This is a genomic window from Actinoplanes lobatus (assembly GCF_014205215.1).
Classification (GTDB): domain Bacteria; phylum Actinomycetota; class Actinomycetes; order Mycobacteriales; family Micromonosporaceae; genus Actinoplanes; species Actinoplanes lobatus.
In genome coordinates this window covers 7,652,627-7,668,048 of sequence record NZ_JACHNC010000001.1, presented here as the reverse complement: position 1 = coordinate 7,668,048, position 15,422 = coordinate 7,652,627, and the positions used below count along the sequence as shown (strand labels likewise).

The following is a 15,422-nucleotide window of genomic DNA, read 5'->3' as shown; positions in this document are numbered from 1 at the left end:
CGCCGGCTCGCGGCGAACGCGAGGCGAATGGGCCACCGGCAACCACTTCGACCTGGCCGGTCAGCCCCCATGATGGCGCGCCGCCCCAGTACCCCCGCCCGGACCCGTACGCCCCGAGTTGAGCGCACACTGCGTGCTCCACGGCACTCTGACTGGCTTCCGTGAACTATCAGAAGGGGCGGGTAGCCGTCGTTTCGGCTGCGCGCCCTGGAGTGGTTTAGGCTCTACATGACTTAAGTGCGCTTTGAGATGTAAGCGCATCTCCCGCTACGGAGGTTTGTATGAAGGTACGACGGTTCCTGGCCACGGCCGCCGTGACGGCGACTCTGGCCATCGCCCTGCCGATCCTCATCGCGACGCCAGCCCAAGCCGCCGGCACGGCGTCATTCAAACGTTCCGAGCTGGCCCTAGTCGTATAGGCGGAGCCATCGGGCCGTCCGTTCCTGGCCAGCAGTAAGAAATCGCCCCTCATCACCATCGCCTGACATCGATGGTCAACATAGAGGCGCGGCCCTCGTTGAGGTTGCGTATGCCCTTGATCTGGCGCCGGTACGGTTCGTCGTCGACGAAGGTCAGCACGTGCAGGGTCTTGAAGATCCGGCCGTAGCCGGCCAAGGCCTCGCCGAGCTGCGTGAGGCGCGCCTCCAGCGCCCGCACCGTCGCCAGGAGGGTGGCCAGCTTCCGCGGGTACGGGTGCCGGCGCAGCGTCGGCGCCTTTGCCTCCAGCCCGTACCGGGCCAGCTCCCACACCCGCCGTAGCGGCACCACCCCGACATCCAGCCCGCTGAGCCCGAGCCCGGTGACCTCGCCGGCCCGCTGCAACGCCCGTACCATGCCGTGCCCGACGTCCTGGTCACCGGCGTCCGCAGCCGTTCAGCTGCGAGAACCGCGAGCTCTCCGAAACGTCGAGCAGCTGCTCCAGCAGGCGCGCTTGCTCGGCCGACACCAGAGCGGACAGCCGCTCATGCAGCCGGTCGGCGGCCTGCCCGCGGACCTGCGCCACCAGCCGGGCCAGGGTGCTCACCGCCGGGTGTAGACGTGCGCGGGGCGCATACTGGCAGTGACCTCGTCGGGGTTCGGTCTGGTGTGGAAACTTGCCGAACCCACGACGAGGTTTTCCTGTTGGTATGTCCCTCTAGCCGAGCGCGTTCCGCCCGAGGCCGTTACGCGCAGAACCTTTGCCTACGCGCTTAGGAGGACTGCTCCACGACGTCCGCTAATACCTCCGGCGGCAGGAGCGACGGCTACAACCCCAGGAGGTGTGTCGTCGGGCAGGGCACCCGGTTACCGGGTGCGGCTGGCGCGGCGGGCGCCGAGGATGAACGCGGGGTCACGGTCGATGTTGTGCCGGTCGCGGTCGTAGCGGCGGGTGGTGCGCGGGTCGGCGTGACCCATGGCGTCCTGGACGTCTTCCAGCGGCACGCCGGCGTCGCGGGCACCGGTGGCGAAGGCGTGCCGCAGCGAGTGCGGTGAGAGCCGGTCGGCGGCGCCGATGCCGGCCACGCGCGCCAGCCGGCGGATGGTCAGGAACACGTTGGGTTCGGCGAGCCGCCCGTCCCCGGCGCGGCCGGTGGTCGCGAACAGCGGACCGCTGAGCCGGTCGGTGCTGATGGCGGCTGCGGCGGCGCGGGCGTCGAGGTAGTCGTCGAGGGCGTGCAGGGTGTGCGCGGGCAGCGGCCGTTCCCGGCCGATGCCGCCTTTGCCGATGAAGCGCAGGGTGCGGTGCCCGGCGTTGTGGCTCAGGTCGCCGAGGTCGCGGTCGAGGGCTTCGCTGATGCGAAGGCCGAGGTCGGCGAGCAGCCGCAGTAGAGCTCGATCGCGCAGCGCGGCCAGATAGTGGGCATGTCCGGTCGGGGTCCGCCCGGCCGCCGCGGCACGGGCGGTGACTTGGGCGTCGGCGGCGGCGAGCAACGCGTCGACCTCGTCGAGGGTCAGCCCCGCGGTGGTGGAGGTGTGCCGGTTGACCGCAGGCCGTTTCACCGTGGTGGCCGGGTTGCGGGTTACCGCGCCGTCGGTGTTGGCGACCAGGTGGGCGTACCAGCTTGATACCGATGCCAGGGCGCGGGCGACGGTGCTGGCGGCGGCCGGTTTGCCGGTGCTGCCGGATAGTTCCCGCCAGACTTTGAACTGGCCGAGGTCGGTGGGGCGGGCGTTCAGCGGGTCGAGGCGTTCCCGGTCGCACCAGTGCAGGAACGCTTCCAGGTCCCGGCCGTGGGCGCGTTCGGTGTGCACGGATTCGGCTTCCAGGAGCCAGGCGACGGTGAGCCGGCGCGGGCTGTAGCGGCTGCCGTCGTCGGCCGGCAGCGCAGGCATCCCGGCGACCAGCGACGCGATCCGGGTGACTCGCGCTGTCAGGCCCCCGCTTTCTGCAGGCACGGCAGGGAGCGGCAACCGGTCGGGGGCCGGCGTGCTGCTGGATCCGGGGATGGCGGTCCCGGCTCCGTGGGTGTGGCAAATGATCAAAGCTCTCACCTGGGGTTTGCCAGATACAGTGAGCCCGATCTTGACGGTTGGGCTCACTGTATCTGGCACATCTAGAAAGAACGCACGAGGACGGCTGCTCACTTTAACCGGCGGAGCGCCGGAACCGGCGCTGCCTTACCCGGGGGTGGGCAGTCTGCGGTGTGGCTGCGGCCAGGGATTCGCGCTGGCCGGAACCTGGGTATGCGGAGGTGACCGGCCGGCTGATTAGGCTCGCGACAAACGACACCAGAGGTTCGCGAGTTTTGACTCCGTTGATCGGTTCGGCTGGTGATCAGTCTCCGCGAGTTTTGACCGCACTTTGATCCGCTGCCATGGTCCGGGCGGGTTCGTCGGCGTTTTGCAGGCGGAGCCGGGTGAGCGCGAGCATGTCGATCAGCCAGCCCGGGCCGCCGCTGATGGCTCGGGCTTTCAGGAGGGTGTCGAGCTCGCGGTGGACGGCTGGGCTGGTGTGGGCGAAGAAGTCTTCGCAGATGCTGAGGATCGTCGGTAGTAGGTCGTCGTGGGGTTCGCTTGGGTCCATGGGTCCTCCGCGGCAGCGCAGGCGGCGGGTGGTTAGGCCGGCGTGCGGGTGGTCTTCTCGGTGCGGGCGCGGGTTTGGGCGAGACGGTAGGAGTCGGTGCCGGTCTCGATAATGTTGCCGCCGAACGTGAGCCGATCGACGATCGCGGCGCTTATCTCGACTTCGATCTTCAAGTCTGCCTCTTGACCTGCCGTTTCGTTTCGTGGACGGATGTCTTCGACTGCCCCACACCCGGGTCTGGCTCAGAGGGTCCGGTGACGCCGTTGGAGAATCATCGGGTGGATGTAGTCGAGCTACTTGGTCGTGCAGCGGAGCTGGTTCCGGCCGCGCTTGAGAACCGCGCGGAAGCAGCGTCGGCGGCCTGCGAAGCACATACGCTGAGGCACGAGAGGAGACAATCATGCGCACACGCGTCGACCAGATCAGCGACCGGATCTACCGAATCTCCACGTGCATCCCGGATATCGCCCCAGGAGGCTTCACCTTCAACCAATTCCTGGTCGATGCCGAGGAGCCGCTGCTGTATCACACCGGCATGCGTCGACTTTTCCCGCTGGTGAAGGAGGCGATTGAACGGATCATGCCGGTGGAGCGCCTGCGCTGGATCTCCTTCGCGCACGTCGAGGCCGATGAGTGTGGCGCGGTCAACAACTTCCTCGCCGTCGCCCCGCATGCACAGGTTGTCCACGGCGATCTCGGCTGCCAGGTTTCGCTCAACGACCTCTGCGACCGAGATCCCCGGCCGCTGGCGGATGGGGAGATCCTCGACATCGGCGGCGCCACACTGCAACGGCGCCTGATCGCGCTACCCACGCCGCACGTACCGCACAACTGGGAGTCGCACATGTTGTTCGAGCAGGAGACTCGCACACTGTTCCTTGGCGACCTGTGCACCCAGTTCGGCGACGGACCGCCCGTGACGGACCAGGCTCCGTTCGAAGCGATCATCGCCGCCGAGGACCTCTTCCACCAGACATCGCTAGGCCCGGCGGTGCCGGCAACCTACCGGCGCCTTGCCGACCTTGAGCCCGTCACTCTCGCAGTGATGCACGGTTCGTCCTACACCGGGGACTGCCCAACCCTGCTCAGGATGGTCGCGGACATCTACCAGGAGCGCTACGGATGCGGGACACCGCTGCTGGGTCAGCCGCTACCGGAGCACAAGCTTGTCGGTTCAGATTGAGTCGGTGTTTCAGTTGGCTGTGGCCGGTAGCAGTCGCCTTCGGTCACATCATTCCGCGGTACTTCTGAAGCGTCGCCGCCCCACACGGGGAGATCGTGGCGCAGGTACCCCTGCTGACCGTAGGAATGGCCGTCGCCGACGTCTGCTGAGCCGTACCCCTTGCATTCGACACGTCCCTACGGGTTGCTGCGCCGGGCGGCGTTGGTCGTCGGCAAACCCCGCCTCGCGGTGAACGGCGTAGAAGGGGTGATCGGCTGTCGTCTGCACGGTGATAGCCGCTGCAAGGAACCGGGGCAGTTCCGCCCGCGCGAGCGCATCGGCGATCCGTGGCCCGTGCTGCTGGACCGCGTCAGCGGTGATACCCGCTCCGTAGAGGCCGAAGGCACCGGGCCGCCCCGAGCGGACGACACCATACTGGGCGAGTTGCAGGCGGGTCCCGCCGGCGTAGTGGATCGACACGGTCAGGATCGTGTCGACGATGTCGGCGGCACGTGCGACCGGGTCACCGGGCGCCGTGTCACCGAGGTCGACCCGTACCAGGGTGTCGACATCGGATTCCTCATCGGCGAGGTCCGCGACCCGGAAGATCGGATTTTCCTCGATCAATGCCGTGAGTTCCGCCCGGTGGGGAAAGTCCTGTCCGCCGTCGCGGGCGTTCGGCACGGCCCAGTTCGCGCTGTAGAACGACACCCGGCCAGCGGTCAGATGAATATGGAGCTGGCCTTGGTAGCCCAGCCAGACAACAGTCGGTTCGACCGGCGCCGGCGTGCCGACGACGGCGCGTGCCCGGCTGAGCCCCTGGTCGAGGGACGGATCGTCACCCCCAGCGCGGACCTGGTCGAAGGCGACGATCCGTACGAGCTCACGAAAGGTCCACTTCGGGTTGAGGCCCCGGCGGCGGAGCTGGTCAAACAGCAGCTCGGTGATGGGGCGATACTCACGCCGTGCCTGTGCCCGGTCCCGCGCGGCCGCGACCAGATCATCCCAGCTGGCGTGCACTGCGGCGTCCGAGTCGAGTTGCTCGAGAAGCTCGCGCCCGGTGGAGAGTAGGTCCGTCCAGACCGCGCCTTCACGCGTGCCGGGTGACTGGGAGAGCACCGGTGAGCCAGCCGTGCAGAGCCGGTTCAGGGCCGCCCGGAAAACGGTGAACCGCCCAGCGATGTGACTGCTCAGGGCAGGGCCGACTGCGCCCGCCGACTCGTCGAGATCCAGTTGGAGAGACTGGCGGTTGGCGCCCTTCTTCCACGCGTCGATGCCACTGGCGAGCTCGACCCACTCGGTGATCTCCTCGACGACGACCGTCAGCGGCAGGATGCCGCTGACGCCGTTGTGCTCGCCGAGCGAGAGGCCCAGCGACTTCCGCCAGGCAGGACCGTCCGATGCCTCGGGCTCGCTGACGGTGCGGTCACTCATCACGGACCTTCCAGTCGTTTACGGGTCGCCATGACACGGTCACGGCCACCGCACCACGTTAGCCACCCTCACCGCACCGGAAAGATATGACAGCCCCGTCGCGGCCGGCGCGAGCGGTTCGGACTGGCCTGCGGCGTATAGCCGGGAAGGCACCGCGGCCACTGCTGGCCTGACGGCGGCATATTGCTCCCGTGTCTCCGGTGTTCAGGTGAGCGCGACCAGGCGACCGGAGACCTTCCCCCTTTGGCGAAGCGGCGCAGCCCGACGCCGATGTCCCCGAACCGGTTGCGTTCGATCCCCGGCACGACTGAACCTCTGTTCCCGGCGCGATCGCAGTTCGTACGGCCAGAACCTGGCCACTGACCGACCTCCTCACCGAGTGTCAGAGCCCGACACCGGCCAGAGGGTTGGCCTGCCATCGGTCGACGTCGTCGATGTAGCCCAGCAACGTGGCGGAGCCGTCCTTCCAGCCGCCGGCCCGAGCGATGCGCAGCGGGTCGGCGCCGGTGCGGTAGGTCTCGGTGGCGAACCCGCGCCGCAGCGAGTGCCCGGACCAGGCCGCTTTCGGATCGAGTCCGGCGGCGGTGGCGGTGCGGGCCACGATCAGGGCGACGGCCTGCCCGGCGAGCTGGCCGTCGGCGCTGCCCCGGCCGGTCGGGGCGCGGCCGAGCCTGCCGTGCCGGTCGATGCGCACGAACAGCGGGCCGGAGGTCCGGCCGTGGTCGGCGAGGGCCGCCAGCCACGCCTGGGCGGTGCGCGCCGGACAGGTCACCGAGTGCGCCCCGTACGGCAGGGCCGCGGTGCGCCCGTGGGAGCCCGGTCGGTCTTGGAGGTGCGGATCTCGACCTGGACGCCCTCGGCGGTGAAAGCCAGATCGGCGATGTCGAGGCTGGCCAGCTCGCTGCGGCGGGCGCCGAGGGCGAACCCGAGCACCAGCAGCGCGGTGTCGCGAATCCCGACCAGGCTGTGACGGTCCAGGGCGTCGGTCATGGCGCGTAGCGCGGCGATGGTGACCGGGGCGGCCTTGCGGACCCGCACGCCGGTGCCGGTGGTGGCCCGGTCGCGGCGGTAGCTGCGCCAGATACGCGGAGCCACATGCCACGTTCACGGAGCCTTTGCCAGAACCGCAGAGCCTGTGCCAGTTAGACGGAGCCGGAACACCGGGGATGGCGCTCATCGGTGTTCCGATCGGTCGCAGGAGAACTGTCCATAGGATAAGGGTGATTATCCTATGAGTAAAATCCAGCCCATTATCGGATTGTCATTACCAGTAATCTGGCAATAGAGGGTCGCCTGGCACGGAACGAGACGGACGACTCGCCGTGGAGAAGCCACCGGGCAGGACCCCGATGGGGGATCACGCAGCAACTTGAACCGTCACTGGCCGGACGGCATGAGCGCGCCCAGCTGAAGCGAACGACAGGCGGCCCAGCCCGGGAGACCCAGCGCGGTGACGAGCGAAATCTCAGGAGGATCGTCCTGACGGAACCGGCTGAACCGTCGACATCCGGATCAGCTCCCCCAGTACTCCACACACCGTGGGACTTGCACCCGAAAATGACGCGGGCAGGGCATCGGCTCGGTACAGTTCGCCCACCGCTCCGACCCTCCAGAAAGGACATGAATCCGGTTGACCACCGTCGACTTCCGGAACTGGTGCACCATCGGGACGCTCACCACCACTCCCGCCGCTTCGCGTAGGCATCTCTCGGGCATGATCGAGTCGAGCGACGACGATGCCGGCTCGCTGCCGTACTTCCAGCCACGTACGCCGAGTCCGGCAGGCTCGCGTCGATCGCGCAGCGGCACGGCAAGACCGGTGTAGCCAAGTACCTCAGCAACAAACTTCCCACCAAGGCGGGCTTTCGGTCCGGGGACATGGGCGAGATCCTCGCGACGGCCTACCTGCATGAGGAGGCCGGCTGGGTGGTGGGTCCATGCCGGCTCATTCACCGCGACCACCCCGAATGGGCGATGAGGGGCGACGACGTGCTCGGGGCGAGGCTGGATGCTGCCGCTAAGGCGCTGGTCATCAGGGGCGAGGCCAAGAGCCGGGTCAAGGCCAGCCGCGCCACCGTCACGGAGGCTCGCGAGGGCCTCTCCCGTGACAAGGAGATGCCGTCCTCGCATTCCCTCACCCAGTTTGCCGACCGGCTGATGACGATGGACGCCACCGACGTGAGCGCGCCCGGGCCCCTGGTGGATCTACCGCCTGACCCGTCACCTGCTCAGCGGCCTGTTCGACACCAGCCTGGAAACCACGATCCCCCAGGCACCGCCACCCGGGGCAGCCGCACACGTCGAACACTGGCGCGCCCTGCGGGAAACATTCGTCACCTCACTGCTGGCTCGCGAGCGCGCCGAGATCGACCTGTGGCCGTCTCAACTGCACGTCGTGGACCGGATCTTCCAGGATTTGCGAGACCTGGTCGTCGCCCTGCCCACCAGCGCCGGCAAGACCCGCATCGCCGAACTGGCGATCCTGGCCTGCCTGGCGCAAGGCCGCCGGACGGTGTACGTCACCCCCCTTCGTGCCCGTCCGCACAGACCGAACAGGTTCTGGCCCGTACCTTCACCCCGCTGGCGTCCGGGTGTCCTCGCTCTACGGCAGCATGGGCACAGCAACGTCGACGAAGACACCCTGAAATCCAGCGAAATCGTCGTAGCGGCCCCGGAGAAGCTGGACTTCGCGCTGCGCTCCGACCCGGCCGTACTCGACGACGTCGCCCTGATCGTCCTGGACGAGGGGCACATGATCGGAGCCACCGAACGGGAGGTCCGCTACGAATCGCAGATCCAAAGGCTGCTGCACCGATCCGACGCCGACCGCCGCCGGGGGTCATCACCGGTCTGCGCGGCGCACGGTGAGCATGTCTGCGGGTTGGCAGTCGAGCGCGTCGCACATTGCGGTCAGCGTGCTGAATCGGATCGCCCGCGCCCGGCCATTCTTCAGGATCGACAGGTTCGCCAGGGTGATCCCCACCCGGCCCGCGAGTTCGGTAAGGGTCATGCCACGCTGCGCGAGCAGCTTGTCGAGATGAACCTCGATCCGATGCTCCTCCTCGGCAGGCATCAGATCACCGTGTCCAACTCGGCCCGCATCATCGCGCCCCGGTTGATCACCTCGGCCACGGCCAGGAACCCGAAGCCCAACAACATCCACTGCCCGGGCAAGGCCCACTGCGCCGCAATCGAGTCCGCAGTGACGCTCGAGGACAGGTCGAGCTCGGCAATCGTCTCTACCACGCTCGCCAGCACGCCGCCGATCAGGATGCTGATCGCCAGCACTCGCAGTCGCCGTACCGTTTGACCGGTGAACGGGTCGGCCCGACGTGCCGCCCGCATGATCCGCGTCAACATCGCTAGCATCACCAGAGCGACGAGAAGCCCCGGCAGCGTGGTCAACGCGTGCGTGATCACCTGGGACGTACTGGGTTCGGCGATCCTCACCTCGACCATCGAGTTCGCGGCCACCATCGCGCCGCCGGTCAGCCCTGCGGACGAGCCCGACATTCCGGTGATCGCCTCGGCCGGGACCCGGGAGACCACCGGCGCACCGGTGACGACATCCCACACAACGACGGCGACCGCCACCCCTATTGCTCCCGTCCCCAGCATCAGCGCCGCCTGCATCTCGCCGAGCCAGTCGGCCTTACGCAACCTCGTCCGCAACGACACGGATGCCCCCTTATCGATAAACGATACATTGATAATCGATAGGTCGGAATCGCTTGTCAAGTTCCGGGCTGCGCAACGGTGGATGACGCGGTGCCGGCGAGTGCCGTGTCGGCGGCATCCAGCTCGAGCTGCTCACCGGGCCGCTCACCGGCATCTACGACCCCAACGGCATGGGCGCCATGTTCTTCGCCGTCCTCGCCGTCGCTGGGCAGATCGAGCGTGACTACATCCGGGAGAAGACCCTCGAAGGCCAGATCATCGCTGCGGCCAAGGGTAACCACGGCGGTCGGCCGAAGGTCATCGACGACGACTCCCTCACCTTTGCTCTCGCGCTCAAGGACAAGGGCATCCCCGTCCCGGCCATCGCGAAGAAGCTCACCATCAGAACCGGCAAGAACGCGGGAACTCCCCGTCCGTGGCCTCGCTCTACCGGGCGTTTGCCGAGGCCGAGCAGGCCGCTGAGGCCGACGATCTGGCCCAGTCGCGGCCTAGGCCCGCCCGGATTCTGCAAGACGACGGCCCAACGGTGGTCGAGGAAAGCCGCTCCTCATGATCGCCTCCAGCGGTAGGGCCGAGCGGGGCGAGTACCCCCGCTCGGCCCTACCGCTGGTAGAACGGCTGCTAGATCGGCAGCTCGGGCAGGTACTACCTGCGCGAGCTGGGACGTTCAGGCCTCGTCTGTCAGAGTCGTCTGAATGGATGGCGGCGGAGTGGTGACGCCGGACGGTTGCACCGTCGAGGTGTATTTGCACCTGCCGGCGAACGGGGAACCGGACCTGATCGACAGGGCCGTTCCGGAAGGTTCGCGGATTTTGGAACTCGGCTGCGGCACCGGACGGCTGGCCAATGTGCTCGCCGCTCGCGGGCATGACGTCGTCGGCGTCGATGAGTCAGCGGCCATGCTCAGCCACCTCCGCGGAGTCACTCCGGTATGCACGCATCGGTAACGCGTCCGCAGCGCGCGTCTCGTTTGCGCGACGTACATCGGGGTTCTCTCCTCTTTTACTCATTTGAGGGGTCTCCCCTCCTCCGTGGCGCCGAGGCAGACGGATCGCTTCAGCGCGCCGACACCGATTCGGGGCGTGCGATTTCCGGACGGAATTTCCACGCGTACCGGAGGATGAATGCCAGGAGCAGCACCTCGATTCCGATGGAGAGGCCGTAGAAGGAGGCCCAGTCCCAGGACTCCCCTACCGCGTTGAACACCGAGAGGGGGATGTAGAACGTTGCTACGACGAGGTTGGTGGCGCGGTTGACACGGGCTGGCAGCGTCATGGAGAGCATCACCATCAGGGCCGGGATCGCCACACACGCGAGGAAGATGGTCAACAACGTCGGGCTGATGTCGAACTCAAAGACGACGCCACCCCGGATTTCGTCGATGGCGCCGGGCTTGTAGAGGTGGAAGTAGTCGACGTAGATGTAGAGGAACATGAGGCTGGTCCATGCGGCGGCGAGCTTGGCCTGCACGGGGATCGGCGGGCTGTCGAGCGGGTTCGGGGTGTTCGTTCGGATGGTCATCGGTTCTTCTTTCGAGAGGAGCGGTCCCTCCGCCGCAGCGGCGGCAGGTTTGGGGCGTGCACACGCACGGGTTGGGTCGTTCTCGTCGGTCCGGTCCGGTCCCCAGACGCTTCCCTCGGGTGTGGCCGGCCCCGACGTAGCGGAGGGCGTCGCGCTACCGTAAAGCGACGTCAGTCCTGTGTACGGATGAGCCGTAGGCCGGTGACAACGAGCCAGACGAGCCACGCGGCCAAGCCCGAAACCCCGACGAGCACCAGTGGCGAGCCATCCGCGATGGCGAGGTTCCCGGCGCCGGCCAATATGGGCAAGCTGCCGCCCGCCACGCCGAGCAGCCGCTGCCACGGCCGTGTCAACCCGCTGGCGTGGGTGGCCAGCGCCGCGCCGATGAAGGTCGCCCCGAGCGCGGGCAGCGCGAGCGCGAAGGCCGCGGCGTGGAGCTGCCAGACCAGCTCGAAGGCGGGGGTTGGCTCGGCCAGGCCATCCGCGGCGAGCACGACCGCGATGTGCGTGGCTATGACGAGGGCGAATATCGCCGAGAGCGTCGCTCCGGCTGCCACCGCGAGCCGCGACCAGTCCGCCCCTGCGGCGCCGCGGCGCCGCACGAGCCCCTGCAGTCCCGTGACGAACAGCAGGAGCAGGGGCAGGTTCAGGGCCTCCAGACCCACGGCGACGGCCACGACGCCCCGGTTCGCGGCGTGGTAGGCGAGGACCTCACCAAGAGGATCGCCGTAGCTGGGCGCTCCACTGCCCGCAAACATCGCGTTCTGAACGATCACTGACGCGGCGTAGGCGACCGCGACGCCGCCGACGATTCGCGTCGCGGACACCCGGTCCAGGACCTGCCGGTCCTCTAGGGCGGTGAGTTTTGCTTTCTGGGTTCTCACGTCGTTACTCCTTCGCTTCAGTCGGATGGCGGGTTGTCGAGCAGGTTCGGGGCGTTCGTTCGGATGGTCATCGGTTCTTCTTGCGAGAGGACCGGTTCCTCCGCCGCAGTGGCGGCAGGGTTGGGGCGTGCATACGCACGGGTTGGGTCGTTCTCGTCGGTGCGGTCGTCAGACGGTGACGACGACCTTCCCTCGGGTGTGGCCGGCCCCGACGTAGCGGGAGGGCGTCGGCGGCTTCGTCGAGGGGGTAGGTGCGATCGATGACCGGCGTGACTTGCCCGGTCGCGAGGAGGTCGGCCAGGGTGAGCAGGTCCTGGCGCTTCCCGACCGACAGGAAGGGCTTCAGCTGCTGACGGGTGAACCCGGACAGCACGCGCGCTTTGACGATCCGACCGAGGGGGCCGAGCCAGCGGTTATGTGGAACAGATTGCTGGAGCGGCTGTAAACGCCGCTACGAGCCGAGGTCGATGGCGGCGGGCCGAAGGGCTACACCTCGGGTTCGACTTTGGTCGGATGTCATGCAGCCCGGCCGGCCGTACCCTTTGAGCATGGTGGCCCCGGCGGACCTGCAGGATCGGAGCCCGCTTCCAGCGGTCGTGACCAGCGATGCTGACCACGACCCGGTACGCCCGGCCGGGCGCACGGTCCGCGGCCGGGTTGTTGACGCCACCTGTTTCCTGCTGGCCGTCGGCCTCGTGTTGCTGGCCCTGGCCGACAGCCGTGCGCAGCACATCGCGCCGGTCCCGCTCACTGTCGACCTCGTCCTCGGCGGCCTGTGCAGTCTGGGGGTGTGGCTGCGCCGGCGCTGGCCGGTCGGCCTCGCCGTGGTCGCCGGTGTGGTCGGCATCTACGCGACGTCCGCCTCGGGCGCGGCGCTCATCGCGCTGTTCACCGTCGCGGTGCACCGGCGCTTCGCGGTGGTCGCCCCGATCGTGGCCGGGTACGCGCTCGTCCCGTTCCTGACGCTGCTGGTTCGGCCCGACGTCCCGGTCGGGTCCCCGTCGGAGATCGTGCTGGGCGTCGTCTTCGCGCTCGCGGTACTCGCCTGGGGCATGTTTGTACGGGCCCGACGCCAGTCGCTGCGGGAGCGGGCTGGGCGGGTCGAGGCCGAACAGGAACTGCGCGTCGCCGAAGCCCGCCAGGGCGAACGCAACCGGATCGCCCGGGAGATGCACGACGTACTCGCCCACCGCCTGTCCCTGCTGAGCCTGCACGCCGGGGCGCTGGAGCTACGCCCCGACGCCGCGCCCGAGGAGGTCGCCCGTGCCGCCGGGGTGGTCCGCGACAGCGCCTACCAGGCGCTGGAGGACCTTCGGGAGGTGATCGGCGTCCTCCGCACCGGTGTCGACCGGTCCGACGAGAAGCCGGAACGGCCACAGCCCACCCTGGCCGACCTCCCTGACCTCGTCGAGCAATCGCGGCGCGCCGGGATGCGGGTACGGCTCGACTGGCTGACCGACACGCTTTCCGCCGTACCGGCTGGTGTGGGGCGCAGCGCGTACCGGATCGTGCAGGAAGGGCTGACCAACGCCCGCAAGCACGCCCCCGACGGCGAGGTGGCCGTCACCGTCCAGGCAACCCCGGGCGACGGCGTAACCGTCGAGATCCGCAACCCGTACCCGGCCGAGACCAGCCCTGCCGGCATCCCCGGCGCCGGCATCGGCCTCATCGGGCTCACCGAACGGGCCGCCCTCGTCGGCGGGCGCCTCGAACACGGCCCGACCCCCGCCGGTGACTTCCGGCTCAGGGCCTGGCTACCGTGGCCTACCCTCTGATCGCGGTCGGAACCGGCCTCCGGCCCAGGTGAGCACGGACAAGGAGCCCAACGTGAACGCACCGGTGCGGGTCCTCATCGTCGACGACGACCCGCTCGTGCGGGCCGGCCTCACCATGGTCATCGGCGGCTCGCCGGACATCGCCGTGGTGGGCGAGGCCGGCGACGGAAGTGAAGTAGCCGCCGCCGTCGACGCATACGCCCCGGACGTGGTGCTGATGGACATCCGCATGCCCACCCTCGACGGCCTCGCCGCCACCGAACGACTCCGCGCCCGACCCGACCCACCCGAGGTCATCGTCCTGACCACCTTCGACGCCGACGAGTACGTCCTGCGCGCCCTGCGCGCCGGGGCCAGCGGCTTCCTGCTCAAACACACGCCACCCGCCGAGATCCTGCGCGCCATCGCGCGGGTTGCAGCCGGCGAACCCATCCTGTCGCCGACCGTCACCCGACGGCTCATCGCCCACCTCAGCGACACCGGCGCCGCCGCCCGGCAACAGCACGCCACCACCGCGCTGCATCAGCTCAGCGAACGCGAACGCGAGGTCGCCATCGCCGTCGGGCGGGGCAAGTCCAACGCCGAGATCGCGGGCGAGCTGTTCATGAGCGTGGCCACCGTGAAAGCCCACATCTCGCGCATACTCACCAAACTCGATCTCAACAACCGTACCCAGATCGCCCTACTCGCCCACGACGCCGGCCTCACCAGCTGACACCGGTTAAACCCTGGCCCCTGTCGGCACCCGGATAGACGGGCCCCACCCAGCCGCGCCACCGCACGGATGAGGCCGCGATCGGTCTCGACGACCTGATCCTGGACCTGTGGATCCGACGTCGCAGCGGCGCAGCTCGCCAACGGTGGTGATCAGGTCGGCCAGGGAGCGGGAGAGCCTGTCGAGGCTCGGCACTACGAGGGTGTCGCCGGCGGTTTCAACGCGGTTCTGTTCGCCCTGGCGGTGTTCGTGGCGTAGGGCCGGTTCGGCCCGTACGGCTGGTGATCGAGTCTTCGTGACCGGCACCCGGGCGACCACTCTCCCCTTTCGGCCTGTACTGACTTTCCGCAGAAGGACTCGCAGCCCCATGAACGTCACCGTCTTCGGCGCCACCGGCGCCATCGGCCAGTTCGTCGTCAGCGAACTGCTCGCCGCCGGGCACACCGTCACCGCGTAACCCCGGCCAAGGTGCAGCCGCCCTGGCCCGACCAGGTACGCGTGGCCATCGGCGAGGTCACCGACGCGAACGCGATCGACAGCGCGGTGGCCGGCGCGGACGCCGTCATCGCCGTGGTCGATCATGTCGGGGTGTCCGACGACGAGACGTACGTGCTGGCCGCCTACGCAGCGGCGCACCGCTGGTTGCCTCCAGCCGACATTCGAGGCCAGAGCTTGCCGGCAGAGGTCGTCTCCGTCAGCGAGTGCCTGACCTACTTTCATCCGCACGACCAAGACACATGGCTGGCGCCGTGGCACCTGTCGCTCGAGCACGCCCGCCACGCGGCCGACGACACCACCGGCTGCGCCGTGGAGACGCCTGTTGAGCGGCTATGGAAACGTCGCGCCCCGACGGCGCCGCCCTGGGCAGGCAGCAGCGTGCACGCCTTAGCGATGAGCGTGCCGACCGCAGGTGTTGACGAGTTGGCCGCGCTGATGCGGCGCTGGACGAGCGACGAGCCACACCCGATCCTGACGAACCTTGCCCTGGGCGCATCGCCCGCCGGAACGGACTTAGGGTTTGAGGTCCTCGGGTTCGAGGATGGCCAGTTCCATAGTTGGATCTGCTACGGCTTCCACCGCGATGCCGCCAGGGAGCTCGGCGTCCGCCCCAACGAGCGCGGCCTGATCACCACGCTCGCCGACGCGCGACGTGTCGCCGAGCTGGCCAACTACGGCGACGATGCCGAGGACGGCTTCCCCGAGGTCACGTGGTTCCCGGCGTTGATCACCGAGCCTGATTGCACGTAAT

Annotated in this window: 22 protein-coding genes and 1 pseudogene; 8 read left to right on the top strand and 15 right to left on the bottom strand. The window is 68.4% G+C overall.

The window, feature by feature from the left end:
• Positions 1-471: 471 nt before the first annotated feature.
• The 5 genes from BJ964_RS35115 to BJ964_RS35095 form a co-directional block, all read right to left on the bottom strand.
• A complete protein-coding gene (locus tag BJ964_RS35115) occupies positions 472-834 on the bottom strand; it encodes a Tn3 family transposase (protein WP_188124651.1) in 363 nt (120 codons plus the stop codon).
• Between the two features lie 19 nt (positions 835-853).
• Entirely contained in the window at positions 854-1,024 is a 171-nt protein-coding gene (locus tag BJ964_RS35110; RefSeq protein ID WP_188124650.1) for a hypothetical protein, read from the bottom strand.
• 260 nt (positions 1,025-1,284) lie between these two features.
• Positions 1,285-2,313 carry a tyrosine-type recombinase/integrase gene (locus BJ964_RS35105; protein WP_188124649.1) on the bottom strand — a complete coding sequence of 343 codons (1,029 nt, stop codon included), beginning with the start codon at positions 2,311-2,313 and terminating at the stop codon, positions 1,285-1,287.
• Positions 2,314-2,755: 442 nt separating this feature from the next.
• Positions 2,756-3,004, bottom strand: coding sequence for a hypothetical protein (locus tag BJ964_RS35100; RefSeq protein WP_188124648.1), 249 nt, complete (start codon positions 3,002-3,004; stop codon positions 2,756-2,758).
• A gap of 32 nt (positions 3,005-3,036) precedes the next feature.
• A complete protein-coding gene (locus BJ964_RS35095; RefSeq protein ID WP_194510799.1) occupies positions 3,037-3,177 on the bottom strand; it encodes a hypothetical protein in 141 nt (46 codons plus the stop codon).
• A 227-nt stretch (positions 3,178-3,404) separates the two neighbouring features.
• Here BJ964_RS35095 and BJ964_RS35090 point away from each other — a divergent pair, with 227 nt between their 5' ends.
• Positions 3,405-4,187, top strand: coding sequence for an oxygen-binding di-iron domain-containing protein (locus BJ964_RS35090; protein ID WP_188124647.1), 783 nt, complete (start codon positions 3,405-3,407; stop codon positions 4,185-4,187).
• Positions 4,188-4,235: 48 nt separating this feature from the next.
• On the opposite strand, the gene BJ964_RS35085 is transcribed toward BJ964_RS35090, so the two are convergent.
• From BJ964_RS35085 to BJ964_RS48570, 4 genes are all read right to left on the bottom strand, one after another.
• Positions 4,236-5,600 carry a hypothetical protein gene (locus BJ964_RS35085; protein ID WP_188124646.1) on the bottom strand — a complete coding sequence of 455 codons (1,365 nt, stop codon included), beginning with the start codon at positions 5,598-5,600 and terminating at the stop codon, positions 4,236-4,238.
• A 382-nt stretch (positions 5,601-5,982) separates the two neighbouring features.
• Entirely contained in the window at positions 5,983-6,372 is a 390-nt protein-coding gene (locus BJ964_RS49320) for a tyrosine-type recombinase/integrase (protein WP_203832506.1), read from the bottom strand.
• On the bottom strand, positions 6,369-6,695 hold the full coding sequence (locus tag BJ964_RS49315) for a site-specific integrase (RefSeq protein WP_203832505.1): 327 nt from the start codon (positions 6,693-6,695) through the stop codon (positions 6,369-6,371). Before BJ964_RS49315 ends, BJ964_RS49320 begins: the two co-directional genes overlap by 4 nt.
• 1,243 nt (positions 6,696-7,938) lie before the next feature.
• Positions 7,939-8,100, bottom strand: a complete 162-nt coding sequence (locus BJ964_RS48570; protein ID WP_229807261.1) for a hypothetical protein — start codon at positions 8,098-8,100, stop codon at positions 7,939-7,941.
• On the opposite strand from BJ964_RS48570, the pseudogene BJ964_RS49620 reads away from it, so the two are divergent.
• Positions 8,026-8,349: pseudogene (locus BJ964_RS49620) on the top strand (DEAD/DEAH box helicase); the annotation flags it as partial. The gene BJ964_RS48570 and the pseudogene BJ964_RS49620 overlap by 75 nt on opposite strands.
• Positions 8,350-8,442: 93 nt before the next feature.
• On the opposite strand, the gene BJ964_RS35070 reads toward BJ964_RS49620, so the two are convergent.
• Positions 8,443-8,673 carry a helix-turn-helix domain-containing protein gene (locus BJ964_RS35070; protein ID WP_188124644.1) on the bottom strand — a complete coding sequence of 77 codons (231 nt, stop codon included), beginning with the start codon at positions 8,671-8,673 and terminating at the stop codon, positions 8,443-8,445.
• Positions 8,673-9,278, bottom strand: a complete 606-nt coding sequence (locus BJ964_RS35065; protein ID WP_188124643.1) for a DUF2975 domain-containing protein — start codon at positions 9,276-9,278, stop codon at positions 8,673-8,675. The genes BJ964_RS35070 and BJ964_RS35065 overlap by 1 nt, the downstream gene beginning before the upstream one ends.
• A gap of 170 nt (positions 9,279-9,448) precedes the next feature.
• Between BJ964_RS35065 and BJ964_RS35060 the strand changes: the two genes are divergently transcribed.
• Together BJ964_RS35060 and BJ964_RS35055 are read left to right on the top strand one after the other, a co-directional pair.
• Complete coding sequence (locus tag BJ964_RS35060; RefSeq protein WP_203832504.1) at positions 9,449-9,847, top strand: serine integrase family protein; 399 nt, start codon at positions 9,449-9,451, stop codon at positions 9,845-9,847.
• 126 nt (positions 9,848-9,973) lie between these two features.
• Complete coding sequence (locus BJ964_RS35055) at positions 9,974-10,225, top strand: class I SAM-dependent methyltransferase (protein ID WP_188124642.1); 252 nt, start codon at positions 9,974-9,976, stop codon at positions 10,223-10,225.
• Between the two features lie 109 nt (positions 10,226-10,334).
• Here the strand turns inward: BJ964_RS35055 and BJ964_RS35050 are convergent, their stop codons facing one another.
• From BJ964_RS35050 to BJ964_RS49615, 3 genes are all read right to left on the bottom strand, one after another.
• The gene (locus tag BJ964_RS35050) at positions 10,335-10,799 is read right to left on the bottom strand and encodes a DUF6326 family protein (RefSeq protein ID WP_188124641.1); all 465 of its coding nucleotides are present in this window, start codon (positions 10,797-10,799) and stop codon (positions 10,335-10,337) included.
• 170 nt (positions 10,800-10,969) lie between these two features.
• Positions 10,970-11,683: a hypothetical protein gene (locus tag BJ964_RS35045; RefSeq protein WP_229807262.1), complete on the bottom strand. Its 714-nt coding sequence runs from the start codon at positions 11,681-11,683 to the stop codon at positions 10,970-10,972.
• A 67-nt stretch (positions 11,684-11,750) separates the two neighbouring features.
• Positions 11,751-12,056 carry a zinc-binding dehydrogenase gene (locus BJ964_RS49615; protein ID WP_203832503.1) on the bottom strand — a complete coding sequence of 102 codons (306 nt, stop codon included), beginning with the start codon at positions 12,054-12,056 and terminating at the stop codon, positions 11,751-11,753.
• A gap of 175 nt (positions 12,057-12,231) precedes the next feature.
• On the opposite strand from BJ964_RS49615, the gene BJ964_RS48565 reads away from it, so the two are divergent.
• Positions 12,232-13,458, top strand: coding sequence for a sensor histidine kinase (locus BJ964_RS48565; protein ID WP_188124640.1), 1,227 nt, complete (start codon positions 12,232-12,234; stop codon positions 13,456-13,458).
• A gap of 115 nt (positions 13,459-13,573) precedes the next feature.
• On the top strand, positions 13,574-14,173 hold the full coding sequence (locus tag BJ964_RS35030; protein ID WP_407650860.1) for a response regulator: 600 nt from the start codon (positions 13,574-13,576) through the stop codon (positions 14,171-14,173).
• A 6-nt stretch (positions 14,174-14,179) separates the two neighbouring features.
• On the opposite strand, the gene BJ964_RS47510 is transcribed toward BJ964_RS35030, so the two are convergent.
• Positions 14,180-14,542 (bottom strand): recombinase family protein, encoded by a 363-nt coding sequence (locus BJ964_RS47510; RefSeq protein ID WP_239163850.1) that lies wholly within the window; start codon positions 14,540-14,542, stop codon positions 14,180-14,182.
• Between BJ964_RS47510 and BJ964_RS47505 the strand changes: the two genes are divergently transcribed.
• Positions 14,541-14,630, top strand: coding sequence for an NmrA family NAD(P)-binding protein (locus BJ964_RS47505; protein ID WP_203832525.1), 90 nt, complete (start codon positions 14,541-14,543; stop codon positions 14,628-14,630). The genes BJ964_RS47510 and BJ964_RS47505 overlap by 2 nt on opposite strands.
• A gap of 41 nt (positions 14,631-14,671) precedes the next feature.
• A complete protein-coding gene (locus tag BJ964_RS47500; protein ID WP_203832502.1) occupies positions 14,672-15,421 on the top strand; it encodes a hypothetical protein in 750 nt (249 codons plus the stop codon).
• The last annotated feature ends 1 nt before the right edge of the window (position 15,422 follow it).

What these genes read in the sequence shown, in the direction of transcription:
- BJ964_RS35115 (WP_188124651.1), bottom strand. Translation starts at nt 834, where the DNA reads ATGGTACGGGCGTTGCAGCGGGCCGGCGAGGTCACCGGGCTCGGGCTC.
- BJ964_RS35105 (WP_188124649.1), bottom strand. Translation starts at nt 2,313, where the DNA reads ATGCCTGCGCTGCCGGCCGACGACGGCAGCCGCTACAGCCCGCGCCGG.
- BJ964_RS35100 (WP_188124648.1), bottom strand. Translation starts at nt 3,004, where the DNA reads ATGGACCCAAGCGAACCCCACGACGACCTACTACCGACGATCCTCAGC.
- BJ964_RS35090 (WP_188124647.1), top strand. Translation starts at nt 3,405, where the DNA reads ATGCGCACACGCGTCGACCAGATCAGCGACCGGATCTACCGAATCTCC.
- BJ964_RS35085 (WP_188124646.1), bottom strand. Translation starts at nt 5,600, where the DNA reads ATGAGTGACCGCACCGTCAGCGAGCCCGAGGCATCGGACGGTCCTGCC.
- BJ964_RS35070 (WP_188124644.1), bottom strand. Translation starts at nt 8,673, where the DNA reads ATGCCTGCCGAGGAGGAGCATCGGATCGAGGTTCATCTCGACAAGCTG.
- BJ964_RS35060 (WP_203832504.1), top strand. Translation starts at nt 9,449, where the DNA reads ATGGGCGCCATGTTCTTCGCCGTCCTCGCCGTCGCTGGGCAGATCGAG.
- BJ964_RS35055 (WP_188124642.1), top strand. Translation starts at nt 9,974, where the DNA reads ATGGATGGCGGCGGAGTGGTGACGCCGGACGGTTGCACCGTCGAGGTG.
- BJ964_RS35050 (WP_188124641.1), bottom strand. Translation starts at nt 10,799, where the DNA reads ATGACCATCCGAACGAACACCCCGAACCCGCTCGACAGCCCGCCGATC.
- BJ964_RS48565 (WP_188124640.1), top strand. Translation starts at nt 12,232, where the DNA reads ATGGTGGCCCCGGCGGACCTGCAGGATCGGAGCCCGCTTCCAGCGGTC.
- BJ964_RS35030 (WP_407650860.1), top strand. Translation starts at nt 13,574, where the DNA reads ATGGTCATCGGCGGCTCGCCGGACATCGCCGTGGTGGGCGAGGCCGGC.
- BJ964_RS47505 (WP_203832525.1), top strand. Translation starts at nt 14,541, where the DNA reads ATGAACGTCACCGTCTTCGGCGCCACCGGCGCCATCGGCCAGTTCGTC.
- BJ964_RS47510 (WP_239163850.1), bottom strand. Translation starts at nt 14,542, where the DNA reads ATGGGGCTGCGAGTCCTTCTGCGGAAAGTCAGTACAGGCCGAAAGGGG.